Annotated in this window: 21 protein-coding genes and 2 tRNA genes; 17 read left to right on the plus strand and 6 right to left on the minus strand. The window is 64.4% G+C overall.

The genetic code is table 11. The features are described from left to right. Positions 1-7: 7 nt before the first annotated feature. Entirely contained in the window at positions 8-2,581 is a 2,574-nt protein-coding gene (gene pepN / locus A5788_RS06380; protein WP_005207753.1) for an aminopeptidase N, read from the minus strand. Positions 2,582-2,735: 154 nt separating this feature from the next. Between pepN and A5788_RS06385 the strand changes: the two genes are divergently transcribed. Then, positions 2,736-3,344, plus strand: coding sequence for a mycothiol-dependent nitroreductase Rv2466c family protein (locus A5788_RS06385; protein WP_039856530.1), 609 nt, complete (start codon positions 2,736-2,738; stop codon positions 3,342-3,344). Between the two features lies 1 nt (position 3,345). On the opposite strand, the gene A5788_RS06390 is transcribed toward A5788_RS06385, so the two are convergent. Beyond that, positions 3,346-4,401 carry a M48 family metallopeptidase gene (locus tag A5788_RS06390; RefSeq protein ID WP_005207751.1) on the minus strand — a complete coding sequence of 352 codons (1,056 nt, stop codon included), beginning with the start codon at positions 4,399-4,401 and terminating at the stop codon, positions 3,346-3,348. On the opposite strand from A5788_RS06390, the gene A5788_RS06395 reads away from it, so the two are divergent. Continuing rightward, complete coding sequence (locus tag A5788_RS06395) at positions 4,375-4,848, plus strand: ribose-5-phosphate isomerase (RefSeq protein ID WP_005207750.1); 474 nt, start codon at positions 4,375-4,377, stop codon at positions 4,846-4,848. The genes A5788_RS06390 and A5788_RS06395 overlap by 27 nt on opposite strands. 80 nt (positions 4,849-4,928) lie before the next feature. Then, positions 4,929-5,732, plus strand: a complete 804-nt coding sequence (locus A5788_RS06400) for an Fpg/Nei family DNA glycosylase (RefSeq protein WP_005207749.1) — start codon at positions 4,929-4,931, stop codon at positions 5,730-5,732. Between the two features lie 103 nt (positions 5,733-5,835). Here the strand turns inward: A5788_RS06400 and A5788_RS24045 are convergent, their stop codons facing one another. Beyond that, on the minus strand, positions 5,836-5,979 hold the full coding sequence (locus tag A5788_RS24045; protein ID WP_168431298.1) for a hypothetical protein: 144 nt from the start codon (positions 5,977-5,979) through the stop codon (positions 5,836-5,838). Between the two features lie 224 nt (positions 5,980-6,203). On the opposite strand from A5788_RS24045, the gene A5788_RS06405 reads away from it, so the two are divergent. Both A5788_RS06405 and sthA read left to right on the plus strand, forming a co-directional pair. Next, the gene (locus A5788_RS06405; protein ID WP_005207748.1) at positions 6,204-7,181 is read left to right on the plus strand and encodes a PE-PPE domain-containing protein; all 978 of its coding nucleotides are present in this window, start codon (positions 6,204-6,206) and stop codon (positions 7,179-7,181) included. A gap of 52 nt (positions 7,182-7,233) precedes the next feature. After that, the gene (gene sthA / locus A5788_RS06410) at positions 7,234-8,694 is read left to right on the plus strand and encodes a Si-specific NAD(P)(+) transhydrogenase (protein WP_064864779.1); all 1,461 of its coding nucleotides are present in this window, start codon (positions 7,234-7,236) and stop codon (positions 8,692-8,694) included. Positions 8,695-8,772: 78 nt separating this feature from the next. Here sthA and A5788_RS06415 read toward each other — a convergent pair whose 3' ends face one another. The 3 genes from A5788_RS06415 to A5788_RS06425 form a co-directional block, all read right to left on the minus strand. Then, positions 8,773-9,480 carry a L,D-transpeptidase gene (locus tag A5788_RS06415; RefSeq protein ID WP_064869810.1) on the minus strand — a complete coding sequence of 236 codons (708 nt, stop codon included), beginning with the start codon at positions 9,478-9,480 and terminating at the stop codon, positions 8,773-8,775. 247 nt (positions 9,481-9,727) lie between these two features. Next, positions 9,728-9,925 carry a hypothetical protein gene (locus tag A5788_RS06420; protein WP_064869812.1) on the minus strand — a complete coding sequence of 66 codons (198 nt, stop codon included), beginning with the start codon at positions 9,923-9,925 and terminating at the stop codon, positions 9,728-9,730. Positions 9,926-10,065: 140 nt separating this feature from the next. After that, positions 10,066-10,136, minus strand: a tRNA-Gly gene (locus A5788_RS06425). A gap of 270 nt (positions 10,137-10,406) precedes the next feature. On the opposite strand from A5788_RS06425, the gene A5788_RS06430 reads away from it, so the two are divergent. The 12 genes from A5788_RS06430 (at position 10,407) to ndk (ending at position 23,147) form a co-directional block, all read left to right on the plus strand. Further along, a tRNA-Pro gene (locus A5788_RS06430) sits at positions 10,407-10,480 on the plus strand. A gap of 42 nt (positions 10,481-10,522) precedes the next feature. Then, entirely contained in the window at positions 10,523-11,917 is a 1,395-nt protein-coding gene (tig, locus tag A5788_RS06435; RefSeq protein WP_049697047.1) for a trigger factor, read from the plus strand. Between the two features lie 272 nt (positions 11,918-12,189). Next, positions 12,190-12,795: an ATP-dependent Clp protease proteolytic subunit gene (locus A5788_RS06440; RefSeq protein WP_049697448.1), complete on the plus strand. Its 606-nt coding sequence runs from the start codon at positions 12,190-12,192 to the stop codon at positions 12,793-12,795. 60 nt (positions 12,796-12,855) lie between these two features. After that, complete coding sequence (locus A5788_RS06445; protein ID WP_005207743.1) at positions 12,856-13,545, plus strand: ATP-dependent Clp protease proteolytic subunit; 690 nt, start codon at positions 12,856-12,858, stop codon at positions 13,543-13,545. 358 nt (positions 13,546-13,903) lie between these two features. Then, positions 13,904-15,184 carry an ATP-dependent Clp protease ATP-binding subunit ClpX gene (gene clpX, locus A5788_RS06450; protein WP_049697048.1) on the plus strand — a complete coding sequence of 427 codons (1,281 nt, stop codon included), beginning with the start codon at positions 13,904-13,906 and terminating at the stop codon, positions 15,182-15,184. A 103-nt stretch (positions 15,185-15,287) separates the two neighbouring features. After that, a complete protein-coding gene (gene mobA / locus A5788_RS06455; RefSeq protein ID WP_064864789.1) occupies positions 15,288-15,923 on the plus strand; it encodes a molybdenum cofactor guanylyltransferase in 636 nt (211 codons plus the stop codon). A gap of 78 nt (positions 15,924-16,001) precedes the next feature. Then, entirely contained in the window at positions 16,002-18,650 is a 2,649-nt protein-coding gene (locus tag A5788_RS06460; RefSeq protein ID WP_064869814.1) for a valine--tRNA ligase, read from the plus strand. Between the two features lie 182 nt (positions 18,651-18,832). Continuing rightward, positions 18,833-20,278 (plus strand): bifunctional tetrahydrofolate synthase/dihydrofolate synthase, encoded by a 1,446-nt coding sequence (folC, locus tag A5788_RS06465; protein ID WP_174273037.1) that lies wholly within the window; start codon positions 18,833-18,835, stop codon positions 20,276-20,278. Further along, positions 20,275-20,706 carry a DUF4233 domain-containing protein gene (locus A5788_RS06470; RefSeq protein ID WP_005205062.1) on the plus strand — a complete coding sequence of 144 codons (432 nt, stop codon included), beginning with the start codon at positions 20,275-20,277 and terminating at the stop codon, positions 20,704-20,706. The genes folC and A5788_RS06470 overlap by 4 nt, the downstream gene beginning before the upstream one ends. A gap of 102 nt (positions 20,707-20,808) precedes the next feature. After that, positions 20,809-21,702, plus strand: coding sequence for an undecaprenyl-diphosphate phosphatase (locus A5788_RS06475; RefSeq protein ID WP_005205060.1), 894 nt, complete (start codon positions 20,809-20,811; stop codon positions 21,700-21,702). A 422-nt stretch (positions 21,703-22,124) separates the two neighbouring features. Continuing rightward, positions 22,125-22,637 (plus strand): hypothetical protein, encoded by a 513-nt coding sequence (locus tag A5788_RS06480; protein WP_005205059.1) that lies wholly within the window; start codon positions 22,125-22,127, stop codon positions 22,635-22,637. Positions 22,638-22,730: 93 nt separating this feature from the next. Beyond that, the gene (ndk, locus tag A5788_RS06485) at positions 22,731-23,147 is read left to right on the plus strand and encodes a nucleoside-diphosphate kinase (RefSeq protein WP_039855220.1); all 417 of its coding nucleotides are present in this window, start codon (positions 22,731-22,733) and stop codon (positions 23,145-23,147) included. The last annotated feature ends 266 nt before the right edge of the window (positions 23,148-23,413 follow it).

A 23,413-nucleotide genomic window follows, 5' to 3' on the forward strand; every position in this document is an offset into this window, starting at 1 on the left:
TGAACTGTCACTCGGCGTCGAAACCTCGTGCGCGAAGCGAGCGCTCGACACCGGCGCGACCCTCGATGATCAGCCGCTTGAGTGCGGCCGGGTGATCGTTGGCGAGGAACTCGTCGGCCTTCGCCAGCGCCTCGGGTGTGATCTCCCACGACGGATACAGGCCGTTCACGACGGTCTGCGCCACCTCGCTCGATCGACGGCTCCACACCTCCGGAACCGCGGCGAAGTACTTGTCGACGTACTGCGACAACAACTCCGCCTGACCCGGACGATCGAAACCTGCCACGACCGCTCGCGTGTAGATGTTCGAGAGCGTGTCGTCGTCGATCGCCTGCGACCACGCGTCGGCCTTCGCCTCGGCAAGCGGACGCGCGGCACGCGCGGTGGCGGCCTGCCGGGTACCCGCAGAGGTGTTGTCGCGCTTGGCCTCGGCGTCGATGACGGGTGTATTCGAGGGGTCGCTGTCGATGGCTCCCGCGGTCGCCAGCGCGAGCACCAGCTTCCACCGCAGGTCGGTGTCGATCGTCAGGCCCGCCAGACCGTGGTCGGCGGGGTCGTCGCCGTCGAGGAGTGCCCGCACCACGGCGATCTGCTCGTCGAACAGTCGTCCCGCGAGTAGGGTGTTGATGAATGCGAGCTGATGGTCGGAACCCGACTCTGCCGCCCGGGCGAGTTCGAGGAGTCGGGAGCTGAAACCCGGCCAGCCGACGGTCGTGGCCCATCCCGGGTCGGCGTACGACTCGATCGCGGTGGTCGCCTGCAGCAGAACACGCTGCACCACACCGATTTCGGTCTCGGCGGCGATGCCGTGCTCGACGAGGGCGACGAAATCGCGCGCCTTCATCTCGGCCTGGCGGGTCATCTCCCAGGCGGCCGACCACACCAGCGTGCGTGGCATCGAGTCGGTGATGTCGCCGATGCGTGCGGTGGCGGTCTCGAGCGATTCGGGGTCGAGGCGCACCGACGCGTACGTGAGGTCGTCGTCGTTGAGCAGGATCAGTTTTCCGCGCGGGACGCCGACGAGATCGGCGACCTCGGTGACCGAGCCCTCGACGTCGAGTTCGACGCTCTGGACGCGTTCGAGAGCTCCGGATGCGTTGTCGTCGTAGATGCCGACGCGCATACGGTGCACGCGTGTCTCGCCCGCGCCGGGAGCTGCGCCGTCCTGAATGATGGCGAAGCGGGTGAACGCGCCCGAGTCGTCGACCTCGAAGTCGGGGCGGATGACGTTGATGCCGGTGGTCTTGAGCCACTGGCTACCCCAGTCGGAGAGATCGCGACCCGACGACTTCTCCAGCGCGGCAAGCAGATCCGAGAACGTCGCATTGCCGAACTTGTGCGCGGTGAAGTAGTCGCGCAGACCCGCGAGGAAGTCGTCGACTCCCACATAGGCGACCAACTGCTTGAGCACGGATGCGCCCTTGGCATAGGTGATGCCGTCGAAGTTGACCTCGACGGCGGCGATGTCGGGGATGTCGGCGGCAACGGGATGCGTCGAGGGCAACTGATCCTGGCGATAGGCCCACGACTTCTCGACGTTGGCGAACGTCGTCCACGCGCTGGTGTACTCGGTTGCCTCCGACTGGCACAGCACAGATGCGAACGTGGCGAAGGATTCATTGAGCCACAGATCATCCCACCACTTCATGGTGACCAGGTCGCCGAACCACATGTGTGCCATCTCGTGCAGGACGGTCTCGGCGCGCCGCTCGTAGTTGTAGTTGGTCACGCGCGACCGGAAGACGTAATCCTCGAGGAACGTGACTGCGCCCGCGTTCTCCATTGCGCCTGCGTTGAACTCGGGCACGAAGAGCTGGTCGTACTTGCCGAAGGCGTAGGGGATGCCGAAGTTCTTGTGGTAGAAGGAGAATCCCTGCTTGGTCTCGGTGAAGAGACGCTCCTCGTCCATGAACTCCGCGAGGGAGGCCCTGCAGTAGATCCCCAGCGGGATCGAACCGTGGTCGTCGGTGTAGGTGTCTGTCCACTCCGCGTACGGCCCCGCGATCAACGCGACGAGGTAGGTGCTCATGACCGGTGTTTCGGCGAAGCGGTGCACTCCGCCGTCGATCGACTCGGTCAGCGCGTTCGAGATGACCTTCCAGTCCTCGGGCGCGGTCACGGTGATCGTGTAGGTCGCCTTGAGGTCGGGCTGGTCGAAGCAGGCGAACATCCGCTTGGCGTCGGCGGTCTCGAACTGCGAGTAGAGATAGACGGAATCGTCTGTGGGATCGACGAAACGGTGCAGCCCCTCACCGGTGTGGGAGTAGGCGCAGTCGGCGACGACGACGAGCTCGTTGTCTGCGGCGAGATCGGGGAGCGTGAGTCCCACCGATTCGTCGAAGCCGCTGACGTCGAGTTCTTTTCCGTTGAGCGTGGCCGAGATGAGCGTCGGCGCGACGAGGTCGATGAAGGTCTGCGAGCCGGGTGTCGCGGTGAAGGTGACGGTGCTCGTCGAGCGGAAAGTCTTCTCTCCGGGCTTGCCGCTGCCGTCGGTGAGGTCGAGTTCTACGTCGTAGTGGGATACGTCGATGGTGGTGGCACGTTCTCGCGCCTGGTCTCGGGTCAGATTCGGGGCAGTCACAATCGCCAGCTTAGCCGCGTAACGTCGGCGTGGAATCGTTGCGGATGGTCGTTGGTTGAAAGTGCTGCTGGTGCAAAGACCTGATGGTTCTTCAACGAGCTGTTGGGTGTGAACGACCGATACGCGTTGGCCATGTCGAAGGGAATGTGTGCAGATGTCGCAAAAGGATCGTATTGATTTCTGGTTCGACCCGCTGTGTCCGTGGTGCTGGATCACCTCGCGGTGGATTCTCGAGGTGGAGAAGGTGCGCGACGTCGACGTGAACTTCCACCTGATGAGTCTCGCCGTCCTCAACGAGGGCCGCGACATCCCCGACGACTACCGCGAAGCGCTCAAGAACGCCTGGCGCCCCGTGCGCGTGATAGCTGCGGCAGTTGCGGCGAAGGGCGACGACGTCCTGGCGCCGATCTACACGGCCATGGGCACCCGAATCCACAACCAGGGCAACAAGGATTTCGACGTCGTGATCGCCGAGACGCTCGATGAACTGGGCCTCGATCCCAAGCTCGCGAAGGCGGCGGACTCCACCGAGTACGACGACTGGATTCGCACCAGCCACCACGAGGGCATGGACAAGGTCGGCGACGACGTCGGGACGCCGACCATCCACGTCAACGGGGTCGCGTTCTTCGGCCCTGTTCTGTCCCGGATTCCGCGCGGTGAGACCGCGGGCACCGTCTGGGATGGCGCCGTCGCACTCGCGTCGTATCCGCACTTCTTCGAGCTCAAGCGCAGCCGCGACGAGGATCCGCAGTTCGACTGACCTAGAACTTGGGTGGAGCCTCGAGTCCGTTCGGCAGCGACCCCGCAGCCACGGCGGCGGGGTGCGGCGGTGGCGTGACGGGGACCGCGTTGCCGCTTCCGACGCCTCGCACGATGGTCTTCGGGCGGAACAGGATCGCGCCCGCGCGCGTGCGATCACGCAGCGCTGCCGCGCGCCACGTGAGAACAGGGTGCGACGCAAGCAGATTTACGAGGAAGATGAAGAAACCCTTCTCGTGTGTTGCCCTGTCGGCCAATTGGTCGAAGTCGACGGCGCGCAGCATGTACTTGCCCGCCGAGAGCACGCCCATTGCCCGCGGTGCACCGTCGGGCTGCGTGTAGTAGCCGAAGTTGTCGGCCGAGTACTCCTGGGCCCTCGACAGCAGCGAGCCGAGTATGGGGATCTGCATGCCGATGCTCGTCGCGAGTTGTCGCCAGTACGACGTGTGCCCCGCGGCGATATGACCGACCTCGTGGCCGATGATGAATCGCAGCGCCTCGGGATCTCGAGCCCTGCCGCCGATCTCGAAGAGATCGGAGTAGACGACGACGTAGCGTCGAAAACCGTGGCCCGACGCGAACGCGTTGATCTGCCCGTTGCCGAGTACGACGTAGGCGTCGGGCACGTACTCGAGTCCGTAGCGGGCCGCCGCTTCGACGACCATCCGGTATCCCTCGACGAACTGCGTCGGCGTCATCTGAACGCCATTGGCGCGGGGAGTGGCATACGTGATGCCTCGAATGAGGAACAGCAGCAATGGCAGCGCGAGTGCCAGCAGCGCGAACTGATTGAACACACCGAACATCACCAGCACCACGACGGTCACGTAGCCGATCAGCGACAGCAGGATCAGCACGACGAGCGTCGGGATCTCCCACGGATGCAGTCGCGGCTTTGCCGCGTACTTCGCAGGCGTCAGCCACCGTCGGTTGGGGTCATAGTGGGATGTCGTCGGCGCCGGATCAGCAAGTCCTGGCACATTCGGAATAGGCGATGAGTCGTCCACGGCCTTCAATCTATAGTGGTCGCTATGCGCGTATACGTCGGTGGCGACCATGCCGGATTCGAACTCAAGGCCAAGATCTCTGAACACCTCAAGGCAAACGGGCACGAAGTGATCGATTCCGGCGCTCATGTGTACGACGCGCAGGACGACTACCCCGCATTCTGCATCGCCACCGCCCAGAAGACCGTCGACGATCCGGGCAGCCTCGGCATCGTGCTCGGAGGCAGCGGCAATGGCGAGCAGATCGCCGCGAACAAGGTCAAGGGTGCGCGGTGTGCGCTCGCCTGGAACGTCGAGATCGCCCAACTCGCCCGCCAGCACAACAACGCCCAGCTCATCGGTATCGGTGGCCGCATGCACACCACCGAGGAGGCGTTGGCGATCGTCGACGCCTTCGTCGACACCCCGTTCTCCGAGGAGCCGCGTCATCGGCGTCGAATCGACATCCTCAGCGAATACGAGGAGACCGGCGTCGCGCCGGCGCTGCCCGAGTCCTGATCGTCGAGAACCCTCGCTGACACCGATGACCGGTCGGAGTGATGACCGGCATACGGCGTTGACAGTTAGCGGAGGGCGCCGTGCCTGAAGGCCATACCCTTCACCGCATCGCGCGGCGTCAACGAAAACTGTTCGACGGTCAGCGCGTCGCGGTCAGTTCGCCACAGGGTCGGTTCGCCGAGGGAGCCGGTGTCGTCGACGGAATGGTCTTCGCCGACGCTCAAGCGTGGGGCAAGCACCTCGTGCAGCGCTACCGCGATGGTCGACGTGACCAACTACTGCACGTCCACCTCGGGCTCTACGGCGCGTTCACCGAGTTGCCTGTCCCGATGGGTGAGCCGGTCGGGCAGGTGCGGATGCGGCTCGTCGGAGAGTCGACCGGCGTCGACCTCCGTGGCCCCACCGCGTGCGAGCTGTACACGCCCGCAGACCTCGACGCACTCGTCGCGCGGCTCGGCCCCGACCCGCTACGGTCCGACGCCGACCCGTCGCGGGCGTTCGCGGCCATCGCGCGGTCGCGTCGACCGATCGGCGCGCTCCTGATGGATCAAAAGGTCATTGCGGGAGTGGGCAACGTGTATCGCGCAGAAGTGTTGTTCCGCAACGGAATCGACCCGATGAGGCCGGGTACGTCGATCACCGCGGATGAGTTCGATGCCCTCTGGAGCGACTTGGTGGCGCTGATGAAGGTCGGGGTCCGCCGCGGGCGAATCCACGTGATACGTCCCGAGGACGATCACGGCGCCCCGTCGTACGCCACCAACCGCCCGCGCACCTACGTGTACCGGCGCGCGGGAGAGAAGTGCAGGATCTGCGGAACGCCGATCGCGCACAGCGAACTGGGAGGTCGAAACCTGTTCTGGTGTCCGGTCTGCCAGTCGTGACCGGCTGGTCGGCAGTGACTCGAGGCACAACGGATGTCGGGCAGAAGAGCCGGAGGACAAGACAGAACCCGCAGTCAGTGACTACGGGCTCAGGATGTGTGACTCAGTGAGTGCGCTGCTCGGCGCGCTGCGCCATGATCAACAGTTCGTCGCGCTGCGAATCGGCGGCTACCCGGTTGATCCGGTCGTAGAGCCTGCGACGGTCAGAGGAATTGTGGAGCTGTGCACGGAATCGTGCGAAAGACATCGGAATTGCTGCTTTCTTCGTATCGGGCGTCTTGTTCGGTGGTGCAGTCGGTTGTTCGACCGTCGAGATGGTCGCTTCACGGACTGCCCTATCCAGTGTTCGCGTTAATTCTGTGTAAATCAACCTGATCTGACGTGATCTGCACGACTCTGACCTGCGGTCTCACAGAGAAAGTTCAGTGTCGTTGGGCGCTGTTCTCATCGGCGACGCCGACGATGGAACACATGGAGTGCACAGATCCCACGCAGGCGGCAGACGCACGTGATCTGACCGGGTATGACGCAGCGGCCCCGGCGTCCACGGGCGATCGCATCACGGTCCTCGCGGTCGGGGGAACCGGTGAGTCGTACCAAGGGGATTCGCGAACAGCGGTTACCGGGATGCTCGCCGCCGTCACCGATGATCTCGACGCCCGTTTCATGCCCCGGTGGGTGGGCTACCCGGCAAGCTACGGGCCTGCGAACGGTCGAGACGGCATGAGTTACGCAGACAGTGTGGCCGAGGGTGTCCTGGCGCTGCGTCACCAGCTGGAGCAGACCAGCGGAGTCGTGATGATCGTCGGCTATTCGCAGGGCGCCGTCGTCGTCCGACGCTGTGTGCACGAACTGCAACTCGACGGTGATCCGGCACTGAATCGTGTTCTGGGGCTTGGTTTCGTCGCCGATCCGCACCAACCGCCCGGCGTGGTCACCGGTTGTTCCGGATGGGGCGTCGCGGGGGAGGGGCCGCGGTTGCCGGATCAGATTCCCGCGTGGTGGGTCGGCGCACCTACCGACATGATCTGCAACGCAGAACCCGATTCGCTGATCCGCGACATCGCCGATCTGACGCCAACGCTCGAGTTCCATCGACCGGTCCGATGGATTCTCGACATGCTCGCGATCCTGCGGGACAACGCTTTTCAGAATGCCGCGCGTACGTCACTTCGACCTACCCAGTGGAGCCGGGACGTTCGCCGCGTTCGGGCCGCATGGCACGCGGTGCGTCGATACCTCCCAGCTCTCATCGTGTGGCACAGCCTTGTGATCACCAACCGCGACGGTGGCAGGCACACCGCGTACAGCCGGGAGCCGTATCGGCGCCTCGTCACAGATCCGGAGACGACGGGCTGCCAGGAGTTGGCCCGGTGGTTGCAGGTCGGTGCAACCTTTGCCCCGGTCTGCGCCTCGAGTCGTGCGAACCCGGTCGCTGAGCGACACTGATCACAGACCCGCGACGGGTCGTCAGGCGTCAAACGAGCGAAAGACGGACCCCGTGGATCATTTCGACATCGTTGTCATCGGTTCTGGACCGGCCGGGCAGAAAGCGGCCATCGCCGCGGCGAAGCTCGGTAAGCGGGCAGCAATTGTGGAGCGGCGCAACATGGTTGGCGGCGTCTGCATCAACACCGGCACGATTCCATCAAAGACGCTTCGCGAGGCGGTCCTGTATTTGACCGGCCTCAACCAACGCGAAATGTACGGCGAATCGTATCGATTGAAATCGGATATAACGGTCACGGATCTTTCGGCGCGCACCATGCACGTTGTTGGGAAAGAAATCGATGTCATTCAGAGCCAGCTCGCTCGCAATGGTGTGACCATGCTGCTCGGCAGTGCGTACTTCACGAGTCCTCACGAAATAGCGGTCGAGGACGCCACCGGCGATCTCAAACACGTGAGCGCCGACAAGTTCGTCATCGCCGTCGGTACGCGGCCCGCGCGCCCTCCCTCGGTGGACTTCGACGGCACCACCGTGGTCGACTCCGACCAGATCCTGGCACTCGATCGGGTTCCGCGATCGATGGTCGTCGTCGGAGCGGGTGTCATCGGCATCGAGTACGCGTCGATGTTCGCGGCCCTGGGCACCAAGGTCACCGTGATCGAGCAACGGCCCACCATGCTCGACTTCTGCGACCGTGAGATCGTCGAAGCGCTGCAGTACCAACTGCGCGAGCGAGGCGTGACCTTCCGGTTCGGGGAGCAGGTACAGATCGTCGAGACGCATCCATCCGGAACGCTGACGATCCTGGCGTCGGGCAAGAAGATCCCCGCGGACACCGTGCTCTACTCCGCAGGCCGTCAGGGTGTTTCCGACGAATTGAGGGTGGAGGCAGCGGGCCTGACCGCGGATAAACGCGGCAGGCTCACCGTCGACTCCGACTTTCGGACCGCGGTCGACCACATCTACGCGGTTGGCGACATCATCGGGTTCCCCGCGTTGGCTGCGACGTCGATGGAGCAGGGCAGACGCGCGACGTATCACGCGTTCGACGAGCCGGTCGGTGCTACGGACGACAACCTGCAGCCGATCGGGATCTACGCCATCCCGGAGATCAGCTTTGTCGGTCAGACCGAAGACCAGCTGACGGCAGCGAATGTGCCGTTCGAAGTGGGCGTCGCGCGGTATCGCGAACTCGCACGAGGGGCCATCATGGGCGACTCCTACGGACTGCTCAAGTTGCTCGTGCACGCCGAGGAGCGAACGCTTCTCGGCGTGCACGCATTCGGTAGCAATGCCGCCGAACTCGTCCATATCGGCCAGACGGTGATGGGTCTCGGCGGCAAGATCGACTACCTCGTCGATGCCGTCTTCAATTACCCGACCCTGGCCGAGGGCTACAAGGTTGCCGCGCTCGATGCGTCGAACAAGATGCGCGCGATTGCGCAGGTGCGGGCCGAGGGTAATCGGATGGACCTCGACGTCGGGACTGTCGACGCGGGAACCCTCGTCTGAGGTCTAGGCAACACGAAAGAGGCTCCCGGTCGTCGACCGGGAGCCTCTTTCGTGTCTTGAATGATTCAGATAGGCAGATCAGTTGCCGTCGTACTGGCCGCCGACGGTTCCGCGGACCACGATCGGGGTGCCCTGCGGGATGGTGTCGTAGACCCACTTGCCGTTCTCGGTGCTGATGTTGATGCAACCGTGGCTGACGTTGCTGTTGCCCTGCTGTGCAACCGACCAGGGTGCGGCGTGGATGAAGATGCCGTCGCCCGACATGCGGGTCGCCCAGTTGACGTCGGTGCGGTAGCCCTCGGGTGAGTCGACCGGAACGCCGTAGGTCGAGGAGTCCATCACGATGTGCTGGTACTTCTCACGGGTGTGGTAGACGCCGTTCGGGGTCGGATGCGCGTTGGATCCCATGGAGATCGGCATCTTCTTGACGAACTTGCCGTCCTTCCACCAGTAGATGGTGTGGTCACCATCGGTTGCCAGCGCGATCCAACCGGTCGAGGTCTTCACGTTGGGGATCGCGGGGAAGTTAGGAGTCTCCTGCGTGGTCGTAGGAGGAGGCGTGGTGGTCTTGGGAGCCGGCGCAGGAGTCGACGGCTTGGGCGGAGTCGGCAGTCCCGGAATGTTGTCGGGGATCTCGACAGGCAGAAGGCCCGGCACGACGGTGACTGGCGTGGCCTGGGCGAGGCCCGGTGCGGCCAGTGCAACGGCGATGACGCCGATGACCGCTGCAAGGAGTCCACGGACGACGCTCTTCCGGCGACGATGGGACGACGTTGTGTTCAACACGGGAGTTCGCAAACCTTCGCTCTCGGGACAGTACGGGCGCACCCCCCCGAGGCGCCGCGACCATCGTTACACAACCGTTGTCTTTCCTTCAAAGGCAAACGCATGCGACGCCCCATTGAGGTGTCGGATCGGTGCTTCGCGAACGTAAAAGGGGAGGTCGGTGGATAGGCCGCCGCACTATGTGACACCCATCACATTTTTCCGAATCGTCAACCCGAAGGTCTCGAAAAGGCTGCGGCGCCGCGCATTACGCCGGCTGGCTCTGGGTGTCCGGGTGCTCGGTCTTGAGATGCAGCGCGGGCTCTGAGCACCCCTCGTTGCGGCAGACGAGCATGGCGTCGACGCGGGGCGTGCCGCTCTCGGACGTCGTCACGTCGCGGCGGTAGAACAGCGGTGCGCCGCAGGTAGAGCACTTGCGCGGGGTCTTGGAGTAACTGGAGGACATGCTGCAAGGTTACACCTGAATGTGGCGTGGATCACACTCGTCGGTGGTGGTGTGTCGCAGGTGCTAGTCGAAGAAGGCGACGGAACTCGAGATCGACGTAAAAGAAAAAGGCCAGAGGGAAAACCCTCTGACCTCGTCTGAGCGGGTGACGGGAATCGAACCCGCGTAGCTAGTTTGGAAGACTAGGGCTCTACCATTGAGCTACACCCGCGTGCTGTCGCTGTGCGGCAGCGCATGTGACTGTACCCAATGAGTGCGTCGGATTCGAAATCGCCTGGACGTCCAGGTGTCACGCGGGAGGTCCCGGGGGCCGAGTGGCTCCGTATTCACAAGTCCGCGGCTCGTCACACGCACGTCGTCGAGGACCGGATTCGGTTACTAAACTGGGGCCACGTACTATCTTCTGTTGGCCCTGCTCGTCAGGGAATCGATGGGTCCGCGCAGGGGCCATCGGGGCCGCGGTGAGGTGTATCGAGGCCACCGGGATGTGGCGCAGCTTGGTAGCGCATCCGCTTTGGGAGCGGAGGGTCGCAGGTTCGAATCCTGTCATCCCGACAGATCAGCACGTACGCACGTACACATAAGGAGCATTGAGGCGTGAAGAGCACCGTCGAGCAACTGAGCCCGACCCGAGTGAAGCTCAATGTCGAAGTACCGTTCGAGGAACTCTCGGGCGACTTCGACCGGGCATACCGTTCGCTGGCACAGCAGATCCGTATCCCGGGCTTCCGTCCGGGAAAGGCGCCGGCCAAGCTGATCGAAGCTCGAGTCGGTCGCGACTCGATCCTCGCTCAGGTCGTCAACGACGCACTGCCGGGCAAGTACTCGGAGGCCGTGGCCGAGACCGAGACCAAGGCCATCGGCCAGCCCGAGATCGATCTGTCCGAGCTGAAGTACGGCGAGAGCATCAGCTTCACCGCTGAGGTCGACGTTCGCCCGGAGATCGAGCTTCCCGACTACTCGACGCTGTCCGTCGAGGTCGACGCCGTCGCCGACGACGAGGACGCGGTCAACGAGCAGCTCGAAGGGCTGCGCGGCCGGTTCGGCACGCTCAAGGGAGTCGACCGCGCCGTCGAGAATGGCGACCACGTCTCGATCGACCTGTCGGCGACCGTCGACGGCGAGAACGTCGAAGACGCGTCGACCGAGGGGCTGTCACACGAGGTCGGTTCGGGTCAGTTGATCGACGGACTCGACGAGGCGCTCGTCGGTCTGAAGTCCGGCGAGTCGAAGACCTTCACCACCAAGCTCGTCGCGGGAGATCATGCAGGCGCCGACGCCGAGGTCACCGTCACGGTGAACTCGGTCAAGGAGCGCGAGCTGCCCGAACTCGACGACGAGTTCGCCCAGATGGCGTCCGAGTTCGACACCGTCGATGAGCTGCGCGAGTCGATCGTCGAGCGCGTTGAGCAGTCGAAGCGGTTCGACCAGGCCAACGCTGTTCGTGACGCCGTGCTCGACAAGCTTCTCGAGACCGTCGAGATCCCGCTGCCGGAGAACGTCGTGCAGGCCGAGGTCGACGGACAGCTCGAGCAGGTGCTGCACAGCATCGGCCATGATGACGCGATCTTCGAGCAGTTGCTCGAGGCGCAGGGCACCACGCGTGAGGAGTTCGAGAAGAACGCTCGCGAGTCGGCCGAGAAGTCGGTCCGCACGCAGCTCCTCCTCGACGCCATCGCCGAGCAGCAGGAGACCGAGGTCAGCCAGGACGAGCTGACCCAGCAGATCCTGTTCCAGGCGCAGCGTTACGGGATGGCTCCGCAGGAGTTCATCCAGCAGCTCACCCAGGCAAACCAGGTCGGCGCCGTCTACGCCGACGTTCGCCGCGGTAAGGCGCTCGCCGGCATCGTCGACGAGGTCACCGTGACCGATTCCGACGGCAACACCGTCGACACCGCAGAGTTCTTCGGCGGCGGCACCGATGCCGACGACGCTGCTGACGAATCGGCCGCTGACGAGTCGGATACGGACAAGAAGGATTCCGACGCCTGACTTTTCCACAGCAGGACGTGACAGCCGGATACTGGGCCATGCCCGTGTCCGGCTGTTCTGCTCTCAGCGAATAGGGGCGTCATGGGCGGTGTCGGGCACCGTCGATTGACTACTGTCGGTGAGGACGATCCCGAATAAGCGAGATCGACAGGGCATGCCATCGACAGGCCGCGCCCCGTCATCAATGCACTCGAGATCAACAAGCACACGGGCCCCGGGTCAGCCGGGGCGCGGATCGAGACAGACCACAAACGACAGACAAGGTGGGAACCGTGAGCAAGCCGACCATTTACACACCCTCGATGAGTTCAGGGGTCGCCGGGCTGAACCTGAGCGACTCGGTGTTCGAGCGGCTGCTGCGTGAGCGAATCATCTTCCTGGGTACTCAGGTCGACGATGACATCGCCAACAGGCTGTGCGCGCAGATTCTGCTGCTCGCCGCCGAGGACCCCACGCGAGACATCCACATGTACATCAACTCGCCCGGTGGCTCGGTGACCGCGGGCATGGCGATCTTCGACACGATGGAACTCGCCGAGTGCGACATCGCCACCTACGCGATGGGCCTCGCGGCCTCGATGGGTCAGTTCCTGCTCACCGCCGGCGCCAAGGGAAAGCGCTACGCCCTTCCGCACGCGCGCATCATGATGCACCAGCCGTCCGCAGGTATCGGTGGTACGGCGGCCGACATCGCGATTCAGGCCGAGCAGTTCGCCACGACCAAGAAGCAGATGAACGAGCTGAACGCCGAGCACACCGGTCAGACGGTGGAGCAGATCGAGGCAGACGCCGATCGCGACAAGTGGTTCACCGCGGGGGCGGCCAAGGACTACGGCCTCGTCGACCACGTGATTTCGCGCGCCAGCCAGGCGTCGTAGATCTCAAGCGATCAACCACAGTCGAGTTCACCCGTCACCTCACACTTCACGGAGCAGACCATGACCAACATGTACGACTCGCTGCCGGCCGACGTCGCCGCAGGGATTCCCGCTTCGGCCCTCGCGCTGAAGAACATCGAAATGCGCTACATCCTCCCGCAGTTCATCGAGCACACCCCCAACGGGCAGCGCCAGTACGACCCGTACGCGAAGCTGTTCGAAGAGCGCATCGTGTTCGTCGGAACGCCGATCGATCAGACCGTCGCGAACGACGTCATGGCGCAGTTGCTGGTTCTCGAATCGCAGGACCCCGACCGCGACATCACCATGTACATCAACTCGCCGGGCGGCAGCGTGCCGGACATGCTCGCGATCTACGACACGATGCAGTACGTCCACTGCGACATCGTGACCGTCTGCCTCGGAGAGGCTGCGTCGGCCGCGGCGATTCTGCTCGCGGGCGGTAGCCCCGGTAAGCGTGCGGCGTTGCCGAATGCGACCATCCTGATCCACCAGCCCCGGACGGGTGGAGCGTTCCAGGGCCAGGTGTCAGACCTCGAGATCCAGGCCGCCGAGATCGAGCGCATCCGCAACCGTCTCGACGAGATCCTTGCCGGCCACACCGGTCAGTCCAAGGAGAAGATCCGCAAGGACACCGACCGCGACAACATCCTCACCGCCGATCAGGCGAAGGAATACGGCATCGTGGACGAGGTGTTCGAGTACCGCAAGAAGTCGATGAAGAAGTAGCGACACGCCCCTCGGGGTTCCCCGATAACGGTGCGGCACAGGGTGCATGCTTGAGTGCCGCACCGTTGGGGGCGACGACTCGGCGGATCGGCGGATTTCGATCGCGACATTTGCTCTTATCGGTCGAAGTTATGTCGACACGCGGGTACCGTCGTGATATCGGGCGATCCTGACTAGCGATGGTCCGCATCCGACTGCCCCAAGTACGAGGTCTGCGACGACAGTCAAGGTTCCACCCCGCAACGATCCAGACGACAGCGATCCAAACGACATCGATCCAGACCACAACGATCAGGCCGACACGATTCATACGACGACACGGCAGCACGGCAAGCAAGGGAAGTAGGTACGGCGCGAGATGGCACGAATCGGAGACGGTGGCGATCTGCTGAAGTGCTCGTTTTGTGGGAAGAGCCAGAAGCAGGTCAAGAAGCTCATTGCCGGCCCCGGCGTGTACATCTGCGACGAGTGCATCGACCTGTGCAACGAGATCATCGAGGAGGAGCTCGCCGAGAACGGCGACGTGAAGCTCGACGAACTGCCCAAGCCCGCAGAGATCCGCGACTTCCTCGAGAACTACGTCATCGGCCAGGACACTGCCAAGCGCACGCTCGCGGTGGCTGTGTACAACCACTACAAGCGCATCCAGGCGGGGGAGAAGAAGGACTCGCGGACCGGCGAGGTCGTCGAACTCGCGAAGTCCAACATCCTGATGCTCGGGCCCACCGGGTGCGGTAAGACCTACCTCGCCCAGACGCTCGCCAAGATGCTCAACGTGCCGTTCGCCATCGCCGATGCCACCGCGCTCACCGAGGCCGGTTACGTCGGTGAAGACGTCGAGAACATTCTTCTCAAGCTGATCCAGGCCGCCGATTACGACGTCAAGCGCGCCGAAACCGGCATCATCTACATCGACGAGGTCGACAAGATCGCCCGTAAGAGCGAGAACCCGTCGATCACTCGTGACGTCTCCGGCGAAGGTGTGCAGCAGGCACTTCTCAAGATTCTCGAGGGCACGCAGGCATCGGTGCCGCCGCAGGGCGGACGCAAGCATCCGCACCAAGAGTTCATCCAGATCGACACGACCAACGTGTTGTTCATCGTCGCGGGTGCGTTCGCCGGACTCGAGAAGATCATTTCCGAGCGAATCGGCAAGCGCGGCATCGGTTTTGGCAACGAGGTTGCGAGCAGGGCCGAGGTCGACACGAGCGATCATTTCGCCGAGGTCATGCCGGAGGATCTGATCAAATTCGGTCTGATCCCGGAGTTCATCGGACGTCTGCCGATGATCGCGTCGGTGACCAACCTCGACAAGGAATCTCTCGTCTCGATCCTGTCGGAGCCGAAGAACGCGCTGGTGAAGCAGTACACCAAACTCTTCGACATGGACGACGTCGAGCTGGAGTTCACGCAGGATGCGTTGGAGGCCGTCGCCGACCAGGCAATCCATCGCGGCACCGGTGCACGCGGGCTCCGCGCCATCATGGAAGAAGTCCTGCTTCCGGTCATGTACGACATCCCGAGTCGCGACGACGTCGAGAAGGTTGTCGTGACCGCTGAGACGGTCAACGACAACGTCCTGCCGACGATCGTGCCGCGGTCCGACACGTCGGCCGAGCGTCGCGACAAGAGCGCCTGACACCGCACCGAACCCTCTGACACGCGGGCTCCGTCACACAAGACGGGGCCCGCGTTTTGTCGTCTTGGGGACGGTGACGCCGGGGGTGGTACAGACTGGTCAGATGACACTCACCGAAGACCAGATCGCGGGAATCGTATTGGCGGGTGGCCGTTCACGCCGCATGGGCAGCGATAAGGCGGCACTCGATTGGAACGGCGAACCCATGCTCGCGGGTGTCGTACGCGTGATCTCGCAACGGTGCGAACCGGTGTTCGTCGTGGCCCCGGAGGACTCGGCGGCCTATCGGTTGCTGCACGGTACCGGCGGCCCGGAAGCGGTGTGGGTGACCGACGAACAGCCCGGCGCCGGTCCGTTGGCGGGCCTCGCCGTCGGACTGGCTGCCGCTCGCGAAGCCGGCCGTTCGCACGCATTCGTGTCGGCGACCGACATGCCGCTCATCGAGCCGGGCCTCATCGACGAACTGAGCCAGGCGGTGACCGACTCCGCGGGTGCTGTCGTCGCCCACGACGCCGAACGCGACCATCCCATGGCCGCTATCTACCGCACCGACGCTGCCGACGCCATCGGCCAACTCGTCGCAACGGGGGAGCGTCGAATGACAGCGGCTCTCGACGCCCTGGCGACCTATCGGGTCACCGTCTCGGACCCCCTGTGGCTGACCAATGTGAACTCTCCGGAAGATGTCCACCGAGTGCGGGTTTCAGCCGACGCCGCGCGCGCCGAAGCGATCGGCTGAGGCGCGCCTGCGAGGCCGCATGAGTAGACAGTCGGAGACGGTGTGAAGAGCGACGACGGCGTTCCCTAAGATTGAAGGGTGACCGACTCGACGCCTGCACTGCCGAAATCCTGGGACCCCGCCGACCACGAGTCGAAGCTCTACCAGGGCTGGGTTGATGCCGGGTATTTCACGCCGGATGCTTCCAGTGACAAGCCCGCGTACTCCATCGTCATCCCGCCGCCCAACGTCAACGGGTCGCTGCACATGGGGCACGCCTACGAGCACGTCCTGATGGACGCCTTGACCCGCCGCGCACGCATGCAGGGCTTCGAGACGCTGTGGCTGCCCGGCATGGACCACGCCGCCATTGCGATGCAGACCATGGTCGAGCGCAAACTCGCTGCCGAGGGACTCACCCGCGACGATCTCGGTCGCGATGCCTTCATCGAGCGGGTCTGGCAGGAGAAGGCCGAGATCAGCGGCAACATCGGTGAGCAGATGCGCCGACTCGGCGACGGCGTCGACTGGACCCGTGAACGCTTCACCATGGACGAGGGCCTGTCCCGGGCAGTCCAGACCGTGTTCAAGAAGATGTACGACGACGGGCTGATCTATCAGGCCGAGCGTCTCGTCAACTGGTCGCCGGTGCTCAAGACCGCGGTCAGCGACATCGAGGTCAGCTACGCCGACGTCGAGGGCGAGCTCGTCAGCTTCCGCTACGGGTCGCTCGACGACTCCGAGCCTCACATCGTCGTTGCGACGACTCGAATGGAGACGATGCTCGGCGACACGGCGATCGCTGTGCATCCCGACGACGAACGGTATGCCGCCCTCGTAGGAACCGAACTCGAGCATCCGTTCCTCGACCGCAAGATCCCGGTCATCGCCGACGACTATGTCGACCCCGAATTCGGTACGGGCGCAGTCAAGATCACTCCCGCGCACGACCCGAACGACTTCGCGGTCGGTGCCCGACATGATCTGCCGATGCCGACGATCATGGACGAAGAAGCTCGCATCGCTGATACAGGAACGCAATTCGACGGTATGGACCGCTTCGAGGCGCGCGTCAAGATCCGTGAGGCGCTCGCCGCGCAGGGCCGCATCGTGAAGGAGGTCCGGCCGTACCTGCACAGCGTCGGTCATTCCGAGCGGACCGGCGAGCCGATCGAGCCACGGCTGTCGATGCAGTGGTGGGTTGCGGTCGAGTCGCTGGCGAAGGCCGCGGGCGATGCCGTGCGTGACGGATCGACGGTCATCCATCCGAAGTCGATGGAGCCGCGCTGGTTTGCCTGGGTCGACGACATGCACGACTGGTGCATCTCGCGCCAGCTCTGGTGGGGTCACCGCATCCCGATCTGGTACGGCCCCGACGGTGAGGTCGTCTGCGTCGGACCGGACGAGCAGGCGCCCGAGGGCTATGTGCAGGAAACCGACGTGCTCGACACGTGGTTCTCGTCGGGATTGTGGCCGTTCTCGACGCTCGGCTGGCCGGACGACACCCCTGATTTCGAGAAGTTCTATCCCAACTCGGTGCTCGTCACCGGCTACGACATCCTGTTCTTCTGGGTCGCCCGAATGATGATGTTCGGTACCTACGTCGGCAAGGATTTCGACGCCGACAAGAAGGTGCCGTTCCACAACCTGTTCCTGCACGGACTCGTGCGCGACGAGCACGGCCGCAAGATGTCGAAGTCACGCGGCAACGGCATCGATCCCCTCGACTGGGTCGACCGTTTCGGCGCCGACGCGCTGCGGTTCACGCTTGCCCGTAGCGCGAATCCCGGATCGGACATCTCTGTCGGCGAGGACCACGCACAGTCGTCGCGCAACTTCGCGACCAAGCTGTACAACGCCACCAAGTTCGCCCTGATGAACGGTGCGCAGGTGCCTGCGGACGGCGAGCTACCCGACGCCGCCGACCTGACCGTCGCCGACCGCTGGATTCTCGGGCGCCTCGACGAGGTACTCGCCGAGGTCGACGCCGGATTCGACTCGTACGAGTTCTCCAAGGCATGCGAGGCGCTGTATCACTTCGCGTGGGACGAGGTCTGCGACTGGTACCTCGAGCTCGCGAAAGTGCAGTTCGCACAGGATGATCCGCAGCGCTCGCGGTCGACGGCCCTGGTGCTCGGCGCTGTCCTCGACCCGCTGCTGCGCGCGTTGTCGCCGGTCATGCCATTCGTCACCGAGATGTTGTGGAAGACGTTGACCGGTGGAGAGTCCGTGGTGATCGCGTCGTGGCCGACGCGGTCGGGGCGTCCGGCCGACGCCGCTGCGGCAACCGAAGTCGACGACCTCCAGCGACTGATCACCGAGGTTCGACGCTTCCGCAGCGACCAGGGACTCCGACCGGGGCAACGGGTCGCGGCCGAGATCGACGGCCTCGATGCCGCGGGACTGTCCGACGTGCGGCCCTACCTCGACTCACTCGCCCGTCTCGACGGCGCAGGCGACGACTTCTCCGCGACCGCCACGGTCGACGTCCGGCTGTCGTCGGCGACGGTCACCGTCCGGATCGACACCTCCGGCACGGTCGATATCGAGGCCGAACGCAAACGTGCGGCCAAAGACCTCGCCGCCGCTGAGAAAGAACTCGCACAGACGACGGCCAAGCTCGGAAACGAGCAGTTCCTCGCGAAAGCTCCCGACAACGTCGTCGCCAAGATCCGGGAACGGCAGCAGGTCGCGACCGAAGAAGTCGAGCGGCTCGGGGCGAAACTGGCATCGCTGGGCGGGTCATGAGTTCGCGCGACGGCCGGCCGGGCCGGGGAGACGACGACTACTCCCCAGACACGGACGCCTCAGACACGGACGCCTCAGACAGGGAATCCTCAGACAGGGACTACCTGGAAGATGACGGGGAGCCGATCTTCACGTCGGCAGACTTCGCCGGCTACGAGGACGGCGACGTCGAGCCCGATCCGATGAATCTCGGTTCGCTCCTCGGCGACGACCTCGACGACACCCCGATCATCGTCGTCGACAGTCCGTCGGATCTCGCCGAGCTCGCCGAGTTGGAGAACGAACTCGACACGCGGTGGCCGGAAACGCGGATCGAGCCGTCGCTGACCCGTATCGCGGCGTTGATGGATCTGCTGGGGTCACCCCAGCACGCCTATCCCGCGATCCACATCGCCGGCACAAACGGCAAGACGTCGGTCACTCGGATGATCGACTCGCTCATGGTCGCGCTGCATCGTCGATCCGGTCGGTACACCAGTCCGCACCTGCAGCGGGTCACCGAGCGGATCGCCGTCGACGGCCGCCCGATCTCGGCGCGCGACTTCATCGACACCTACCGCGACATCGAGCCGTACGTCACGATGGTCGACGATTCGTCGACGGCCGCCGACGGTCCGCGCATGAGCAAGTTCGAGGTGCTCACCGCCATCGCGTTCGCGTACTTTGCCGAGGCGCCGGTCGACGTCGCCGTGGTCGAGACGGGGATGGGTGGGCGCTGGGACGCGACGAACGTCGTCGACGCGACGGTCGCCGTCATCACCGCGATCGCGATGGATCACGCCGACTACCTCGGCGATTCTCTTGCGGCGATCGCGGGGGAGAAGGCCGGGATCATCAAACCCGCCAAGGATGACCTGGTGGTGACCGATCCGGTGACCGTGATCGCACCGCAGCAGCCGGAGGTGATGGACGTGCTGTTGCGCGAGGCCGTCGCGCAAGACACTGTCGTCGCACGGCAGAACTCCGAGTTCGCGGTCATCGAATCCGTCACGGCCGTCGGTGGGCAACTCCTGCGTCTGCAGGGCCTCGGCGGTGTCTACGACGAGGTCTTCCTGCCGCTGCACGGCGAGCATCAGGCGGCGAACGCGTCGATCGCGCTGGCCGCCGTCGAAGCATTCTTCGGTGCGGGACCCGGCCGCCAACTCGACATCGACGCCGTGCGCGCGGGCTTCGCGGCAGTCAGCAGTCCCGGCCGGCTCGAACGTGTTCGCAGCGCGCCGACCGTCTTCGTCGACGCCGCGCACAACCCACACGGAGCACACGCGCTCGCGCACGCACTCACCGAGGAGTTCGACTTCCGACGTCTCGTCGGCGTCATCGGGATGCTCGGCGACAAGGATGCCGCGGGGTTCCTCACCGAACTCGAGCCGGTACTCGACGCGGTGGTCGTCACCAACAACGGCTCGCCGCGGGCCGTCGACGCCGAGACACTCGCCGAGACCGCGCGTGAGGTCTTCGGCGAGGAGCGGGTGCACGTCGAACCCTTCCTGCCCGACGCCGTCGAAGCAGCGATCGGACTCGCCGAGGAGTCCGACGGCGAACCGGTGTCGGGCGCCGGAGTGGTCATCACCGGGTCGGTGGTGACGGCAGGCGCCGGACGAACGCTGTTCGGGAAGGAGCCCGCATGAGCGAATCGGGCAGCAACACACCGGAATCCGCGGCCACGCCCAAGTTCACCGCACCGACGAACGACCCGTGGAAGGGCCTGCGTGGCGTGATGGCGGGCACCATGGTGCTCGAGGTCATCGTCATGATCCTGACGTTCCCGATCGTTGCGCGGGTGGGCAACGGCCTGACCTGGGTGTCGGGGACGTATCTCGGTGTGGTGACGCTGTTGATGGTGCTCGCAGTCGGAATGCAGAAGCGACCACAAGCGCTCAACATCAACCTGGCACTGCAGGTTCTCGTGATCATCGGCGGTGTCTTCCATTGGTCGATCGCGGTGATCGGCGTGATCTTCGGTTGCGTCTGGCTCTATATCCGCTACATCAAGGGCGACGTGCAGCGTCGAATCGACCGCGGTCTGCTCTACGGCCAGGAGCCGATCGAGAACTGAAGCGCCCCGCCGCAATTGTCCGATTAGCGCGCGGCACAACGGATTTCGCTACTGTGGCGTCCCGGGAGACAAGAACTTGTCGACACTGAGGGAGCGCTTTTCGTGACTGACCTGACCTACCCGCAAGCGGCGATTCTCGGGCTTCTGCAGGGCGTCACCGAACTGTTTCCGGTGTCGAGCCTCGGGCATTCGATCCTCGTCCCCGCCTGGCTCGGTGGAGACTGGGCGAAACTGGTCACGGAGTCGAAGAGTTCGGGACACACGCCATTTCTCGCCTTCGTCGTCGCGCTGCACGTCGCAACCGCACTGGCCCTGATCCTGTTCTACTGGCGCGATTGGGTGCGCATTGTCGCTGGATTCATCCGATCGATCCGCCACCGAAGCGTCGACGACGACAGTGATGCCCGCCTCGCCTGGTTGCTCATCGCGGGCACGATTCCGGTCGGTGTCGTGGGATTGATCGCAGAGAAGCCGCTGCGCGTGTTGTTCGCGACCCCGCTGGCGGCGGCGATCCTGCTGTTCCTCAACGGTCTCGTGCTTCTCACCACCGAGCTTTTGCGCAGGCGTCGCAATCGAATCGGGCGGCACGCCGTGGCCCGGCAGGCGCCTGCCCGGTCGGTCACCTCGCTGTCGATGAAGGAAGGCACGGCGATCGGGTCGGCTCAGATACTCGCGCTGTTCCCGGGGATCTCGCGCTCGGGCTCGACGATTTCGGCCGGCCTCCTGCGGGGCCTCGATCATGAGGACGCGGCGCACTTCGCATTCCTGCTCGCCACGCCCGTCATCCTCGCCGCCGGGGTGCTCAAGATCCCCGAACTCTTCGGACCCGACGGTCAGGGCATCGGGGGACAGGTACTCGTCGGATCGGTATGTGCGTTCGTCGCCGCCTTCGCGGCCGTCGCGTTTCTTGCGAAGTACTTCCACACGCGGACGCTGTATCCGTTCGTGGTCTACTGCCTCGTGGCGGGCGCGATCAGCATCGTGCACTTCGCCTGAGCAGCGTCGACCCGGTGCTGGTACCGATACAGCCAGAAATGTGATGTATGCATCTTTGCATTCTGCGTGTGCTCTGTGACAATGACGAGGCGCAAGCGCCGGGGACAATGACGAGGCGCAAGCGCCGGGGACAATGACGAGGCGCAAGCGCCGGGGACAATGACGAGGCGCAAGCGCCGGGGACAATGACGAGGCGCAAGCGCCGGGGACAATGACGAGGCGCAAGCGCCGGGGACAATGACGAGGCGCAAGCGCCGGGGACAATGACGAGGCGCAAGCGCCGGGGACAATGACGAGGCGCAAGCGCCGGGGGCAGTCGACGTTCCCTGAAACAACCATGGTTATCCAACGACGCCTCCTAGCCGCTGGCGACGAGGAGTCCCGCACGACGTCGGACACGTCATCACACCGAGAGGAGTCGCGTGACCTTTAGCGCACCGACCACCCGTATCAACCACACCGCAGCGAAGACCTCGCGAAACTTGCGGCTCGCCGCGGCGACAGCAGCCTCGATGGCGCTGGTACCCCTGGGTGTGATCAGCGCGCCGGAGGCAGTGGCCGCTCCCGAAAAGACGACGCCCCAGTCCGTCGCTCCCCAATCGGCGACACCGCAGTCGGTGGCGCCCTCCGACCTTGCGCTCCCGACGCCGGGACCGCCGATGCCTGTTCCCGGTGAGGCGTTCGGCTACATCGCGACGCATGACCTCACCAAGCGCATGGACTCGATGAACCTGCCGCAGGCCGTCGCAGCACTGCCGGTGCCGGATTCCTATCGGCCAGCGAACCTTGCCTTCGCAGGCCAGTTCGACAGGGCGGTGACCGCCGCACTCGCCTCGCCGGGCGGATGCGTCCAGGTGATCATCAACTCGCACACCAGCGCGGGCAATCTCTTTGACTACGGCTTCTTCCCGATCGAGCCCAAATACTGCCCCTGACCGACAAGTAGTGCCCCATCGGAATTGAATATGGTGGGATTCGAATTACGAGGTCGGAGTGGAGTGTGGGCGTCGGGTCGCTACAGTGTGCTCGTGACTGAACGGACTCTGGTACTCATCAAGCCCGACGGCGTTTCGCGTTCGCTCGTCGGCGACATCCTCGCCCGCATCGAGCGCAAAGGCCTGACCTTCGCGGCACTCGAGCTCAAAAACGTCAGCGACGACCTCGCGGCCAAGCACTACGCGGAGCATGAGGGCAAGCCCTTCTACCCGTCGTTGGTCGAGTTCATCACGTCGGGTCCGCTGGTCGCCGCCGTGCTGGAGGGGCCGCGAGCTGTCGCCGCATTCCGCCAGATCGCGGGCGGAACCGACCCCGTGGAGAAGGCCGTGCCAGGTACGATTCGCGGCGACTACGCGCTGAGCACTCAGTACAACCTGGTCCACGGATCGGACTCGCCGGAATCGGCCGAGCGTGAGATCGCGCTCTGGTTTCCCGCGCTGACCGACTGAGAAAGACCCCGCGTATTCCAGCGCGCGTCGGCGGTTGTCAAGCCGCTGACGCGCGCTTTATCGCATAGTTTGCGGGATACGTCGCACCGTGTGGGATACTTGCTTGGTTATCGCGAACACACTCTGCTCGTGATGACGACGATGGCGTTCGGCGTCGGACACCGCAGTGGAGATTGTTGCCAGTGGCAGCGATCCGCACAGCACACGTTCGGCAGATCGCTTTCCCCATCGACGTCGGGAACAGACCCGACGGGGCGGTTCAGACC

The sequence above is a fragment of the Gordonia sp. 852002-50816_SCH5313054-c genome, assembly GCF_001665925.1.
In the GTDB taxonomy this organism is placed as follows: Bacteria; Actinomycetota; Actinomycetes; order Mycobacteriales; family Mycobacteriaceae; genus Gordonia; species Gordonia jacobaea.